The organism is Burkholderia sp. Tr-20355, assembly GCF_017104685.1.
GTDB classification, from domain to species: domain Bacteria; phylum Pseudomonadota; class Gammaproteobacteria; order Burkholderiales; family Burkholderiaceae; genus Burkholderia; species Burkholderia seminalis.
The window spans coordinates 1-4,314 of sequence record NZ_JAAGPK010000305.1 but is presented as its reverse complement, the minus strand read 5'-3'; the positions used below and the strand labels follow the sequence as shown (position 1 = coordinate 4,314).

The window sequence follows — 4,314 nt, the reverse complement described above, 5'->3', positions numbered from 1 at the left end:
TGAGCTTATGAGGGAGTGTAAACTACGTGCATGATAGGTGCACGCTTATTTTATTTATAATGATCCGCCGACCACCGAGAACTACACTGACCTTACCCCTCTTTCCTAACACGACGCTCTTCCGATCTAGCAGCAGTCGGCGTACGCCGAGATAGCGTGCATGCGCGGCATTCGCGCGGTCGCCGTGCGCGTCGAGCGTCGCGCAGGCCGCATCGAGTGCGCGCGTCGGCCAGCGCAAGTCGCGCGACGCGAGGGCGATCTCCGCTTCCGCGACGACGCAGCGCGCGCGTGCGACGGCTTCCTTCGTGCCGAATGCGCGGGCGGCGCTGCGCACGAGGGTGCGCGCGCGCTCGAAATCGCCGAGCTGCGCCATCGCGATGCCGCGCAGCGCGAGCGCCGGCGCATCGTCGCGCAGCGCGACGCGGTTCAGCGCGCCGAGCGCGTCACCGGCCGCGAGCGCGCGCGCGGCCGCGGTGATCAGCGAATCCATCCGAATCCCGACACACTTGTCACTCCCTCCGGTCCGATGCCCGCCACTAATCTAGCACCACGCACACGGCGCCGTCCGCCGTGCCCGGATACCCACCGAAGGAGGACCCCGCAATGACGACCCATCTCACCGGAACACGCGACGAATGGCTGGCCGAGCGCCGCGCCTTGCTCGATGCCGAAAAGGCGCTGACGCGGCAAAGCGACGAACTCGCGCGGCGGCGCCAGGCGTTGCCGTGGGTGCGTGTCGACAAGACCTATCGGTTCGACACCGAAGACGGGCAGGCGACGCTCGACGACCTGTTTCGCGGCCGCTCGCAACTGCTCGTCTATCACTTCATGTTCGGCCCCGACTACAAGGCCGGCTGTCCGTCGTGCTCGGCGCTTGCCGACGGCTTCGACGGTTTTGCCGTGCATCTCGCGCACCACGACGTGACGCTTGCGGCCGTGTCGCGCGCCCCGCTCGCGAAGCTGCTCGCCTACCGCGAGCGGATGGGGTGGGCCTTCCCGTGGGCGTCGTCGGTCGGCAGCGATTTCAACTTCGATTTCAACGTGTCGTTCACCGAAACGCAGCAGCGCGCGGGCGACGTCGAATACAACTACGCGCGGGCCGGCCACGCGATGGACATGGATCCGCCGCCGGCGCCCGTCGTGCAGTTCGCGGCGACGTGCGGCACCGACGCGCGCACCTATTCGCTCGACCGACCGGGGATGAGCGCGTTCGTGCGCGAGGACGGCGCCGTCTATCACACGTATTCGACCTATGCGCGCGGGCTCGACGGGCTGTGGGGAATGTACCAGTGGCTCGATCGCGCGCCGCGCGGACGCAACGAGGCCGGCCCGTGGTGGCGCCGCCACGACGAGTACGCGCGCGGCTGAGCGGGCCGGCGACGGACGGGGCGTGCGACGATGCGACCGCCGACCGGCGACACCGGCCCCGATCCGCGGGCATTCGGTGGGGTGGTCGCCGTCGTGTTCGTCGTCGCGGTCATGGCGACCCTCGCGCAGCACGCGTCGATGGCCGCGATGGGCAGCGAACCGATGGCCGGCGGCTGGATGGCTTCGGCCGCATGGCTGCGGCCGTGCGGGCGGGGCGCCGGGCAAGCGTTCGCGGCGTTCGCCGGAATGTGGGGAGCGATGACGGTGGCGATGATGCTGCCGGTGCTGGCGCCGACGCTCTGGCGATATGCACGGCGCGTCGGCCCGCTGGCCACGGCGCGTTCGGCCTGGCTCGTCGTCGTCGCGGGCGTCGGGTATTTCTCGGTGTGGATGGCGCTCGGGGCGCTCGTGTTTCCGGCTGGCGCCGCGCTGACGGCCGCCGCCGCGCGGCTGCCGATGCTGGCGCGTGCGCTGCCGTTCGCGGCCGGTGCGGTCGTATTGGCCGCGGGCATGCTGCAATTCACCGCGTGGAAGGCGCGGCGGCTGGCGTGCTGTCGGCACGCGGCAGGCGACACGCACCGGCCGCCGGTTGTTGCCGGCGCAGCCTGGCGGTTTGGCGTGCGCGCCGCCACGCACTGCAGCGCCTGTTGCGGGAACCTGATGGTGGTCGCGCTGGCGGCCGGCATGATGGACTTGCGCGTCATGGCCGCCGTGACGGTCGCCATCGCCGCCGAGCGCCTTGCGCCGGCCACTTGGCGCGTGGCGCGGATCGCCGGCTGCGCGGCGGTCGGCGGCGGCATCGCGATGATCGCGCGCGCGGCAGGGCTGCTGTAACACGTGGCAGACAGGTCGCCTCGACACGTCGCCGGCCTCGCTTCAGCGCGGCGGCGACCGCCGCGTGGCCTGCTCACAACAGGCGGGACGGCCGTTTTGCCGGCCGTTGCGCGAATCGTTCGATGCGGCGGTGAAACGAAAGGCGATCGAAAACGAACCGAACGGCGATCCGAACGATTCGGCCCCCGAACGGCCGAAACCGGCTAAGCCGTTGTTCGTGTTGTGAAAATTCACGGCGCTTCGCGTATAATTCGCTTTTGCGCCCATAGGATTTGCCATGCGTCTGATCCAAAAAGCACTCACTTTCGATGACGTGCTCCTCGTTCCCGCCTTCTCCGACGTTCTCCCGCGCGACACCAGCCTCAAGACCAAGCTGACCCGCAACATCTCCCTGAACATGCCGCTCGTGTCCGCCGCGATGGACACGGTCACCGAAGGTCGCCTCGCGATCGCGATGGCACAGCAGGGTGGCGTCGGTATCGTCCACAAGAACCTCACGCCGGCCGAACAGGCCCGCGAAGTCGCGAAGGTCAAGCGTTTCGAGTCGGGCGTCGTCCGCGACCCGATCACCGTGCCGCCGCAAATGAAGGTGCGCGACGTGATCGCGCTGTCGCGCCAGCATGGCATCTCGGGTTTCCCGGTCGTTGAAGGCCCGCAGCTCGTCGGGATCGTCACGAACCGCGACCTGCGCTTCGAAACGCGCCTCGACGAACCGGTCAAGTCGATCATGACGCCGCGCGAGCGCCTCGTCACGGTCAAGGAAGGCACGCCGCTCGCCGAAGCGAAGGCGCTGATGCACAGCCACCGCCTCGAGCGCGTGCTGGTCGTCAACGACGCGTTCGAACTGCGCGGCCTGATGACCGTCAAGGACATCACGAAGCAGACCGAGCACCCGGACGCGTGCAAGGACGAACACGGCAAGCTGCGCGCTGGCGCGGCGGTCGGTGTCGGCCCGGACAACGAAGAGCGTGTCGAACTGCTGGTGCAGGCCGGTGTCGACGTGATCGTCGTCGATACCGCGCACGGTCACAGCAAGGGCGTGCTCGAGCGCGTGCGCTGGGTCAAGCAGAACTTCCCGCACGTCGAGGTGATCGGCGGCAACATCGCGACGGCCGCCGCCGCGAAGGCGCTGGTCGAATACGGCGCGGACGCGGTCAAGGTCGGTATCGGCCCGGGCTCGATCTGCACGACGCGGATCGTCGCGGGGGTCGGCGTACCGCAGATCAGCGCGATCGCGAACGTCGCGGATGCGCTGAAGGGTACCGGCGTGCCGTGCATCGCCGACGGCGGCGTGCGTTTCTCGGGCGACGTGTCGAAGGCTCTCGCGGCCGGCGCGAACGCGGTGATGATGGGCAGCATGTTCGCGGGCACCGAAGAGGCGCCGGGCGACGTGTTCCTGTACCAGGGCCGCCAGTACAAGTCGTACCGCGGCATGGGTTCGGTCGGCGCGATGAAGGACGGCGCGGCGGACCGCTACTTCCAGGACAACTCGGCGAACATCGACAAGCTCGTGCCGGAAGGCATCGAAGGCCGCGTCGCGTACAAGGGTTCGGTCAACGCGATCCTGTTCCAGCTGGTCGGCGGCGTGCGCGCCAGCATGGGCTACTGCGGCTGCCGCACGATCGACGAGCTGCACGACAAGGCCGAATTCGTCCAGATCACCGCGGCGGGCATGCGCGAGTCGCACGTGCACGACGTGCAGATCACGAAGGAAGCGCCGAACTACCACGTGGACTGATCGCCGATGAAACCGCTGCTGCGAGCCGTGCTGATCCTCGATGCCGTGCTGCTGCTGGCGTTCGGCGTGCTGTTCGTGCTGACGCCCTGGCAGTCGCTGTTCAACGCGCTGCAGTTGCAGAACATCCAGCCGGTCATGCTTGGCCAGGCGTTCGGCATCGCGTTGCTCGGGCTCGCGTGGCTCGCGTTTCATGCGGCGTTCAACGGTGACCTCACGGCGCCGGTGGCGCGGTCGGTCGGCCACGTGTACTGGCTGACCGGCGTGCTGACGATCGTCTGGTCGCTCGGCGCCGGCAGCGGTCCCGCGCTGGCGGCCGCCGGCAGGGTGCTGTCGGTCGTGGCCGGCGTCGCGCTGATCGTGCTCGGCCTCGGCGA

General features: G+C 68.9%; 4 protein-coding genes and 2 pseudogenes. 4 read left to right on the top strand and 2 right to left on the bottom strand.

All coding sequences use genetic code 11. The features are described 5' to 3' along the window. Positions 1-127: 127 nt before the first annotated feature. Positions 128-490 (bottom strand): annotated as a pseudogene (locus G3N62_RS34580) (helix-turn-helix domain-containing protein); the annotation flags it as partial. 113 nt (positions 491-603) lie between these two features. Here G3N62_RS34580 and G3N62_RS34575 point away from each other — a divergent pair. Together G3N62_RS34575 and G3N62_RS34570 are read left to right on the top strand one after the other, a co-directional pair. Next, positions 604-1,368, top strand: coding sequence for a DUF899 domain-containing protein (locus G3N62_RS34575; protein ID WP_049034476.1), 765 nt, complete (start codon positions 604-606; stop codon positions 1,366-1,368). A gap of 30 nt (positions 1,369-1,398) precedes the next feature. Beyond that, positions 1,399-2,202 carry a DUF2182 domain-containing protein gene (locus G3N62_RS34570; protein WP_124669729.1) on the top strand — a complete coding sequence of 268 codons (804 nt, stop codon included), beginning with the start codon at positions 1,399-1,401 and terminating at the stop codon, positions 2,200-2,202. A 42-nt stretch (positions 2,203-2,244) separates the two neighbouring features. On the opposite strand, the gene G3N62_RS34565 is transcribed toward G3N62_RS34570, so the two are convergent. Then, positions 2,245-2,469, bottom strand: a complete 225-nt coding sequence (locus tag G3N62_RS34565) for a hypothetical protein (protein ID WP_034188826.1) — start codon at positions 2,467-2,469, stop codon at positions 2,245-2,247. Between the two features lie 10 nt (positions 2,470-2,479). On the opposite strand from G3N62_RS34565, the gene guaB reads away from it, so the two are divergent. Further along, the gene (gene guaB / locus G3N62_RS34560; RefSeq protein WP_034188825.1) at positions 2,480-3,940 is read left to right on the top strand and encodes an IMP dehydrogenase; all 1,461 of its coding nucleotides are present in this window, start codon (positions 2,480-2,482) and stop codon (positions 3,938-3,940) included. A 6-nt stretch (positions 3,941-3,946) separates the two neighbouring features. Further along, positions 3,947-4,314, top strand: a pseudogene (locus tag G3N62_RS34555) (hypothetical protein); the annotation flags it as partial.

Bases quoted from the DNA above. Each gene is read 5' to 3' on its own strand.
- G3N62_RS34565 (WP_034188826.1), bottom strand. From the start codon at position 2,469: ATGGGCGCAAAAGCGAATTATACGCGAAGCGCCGTGAATTTTCACAAC.
- guaB (WP_034188825.1), top strand. From the start codon at position 2,480: ATGCGTCTGATCCAAAAAGCACTCACTTTCGATGACGTGCTCCTCGTT.
- G3N62_RS34570 (WP_124669729.1), top strand. From the start codon at position 1,399: ATGCGACCGCCGACCGGCGACACCGGCCCCGATCCGCGGGCATTCGGT.
- G3N62_RS34575 (WP_049034476.1), top strand. From the start codon at position 604: ATGACGACCCATCTCACCGGAACACGCGACGAATGGCTGGCCGAGCGC.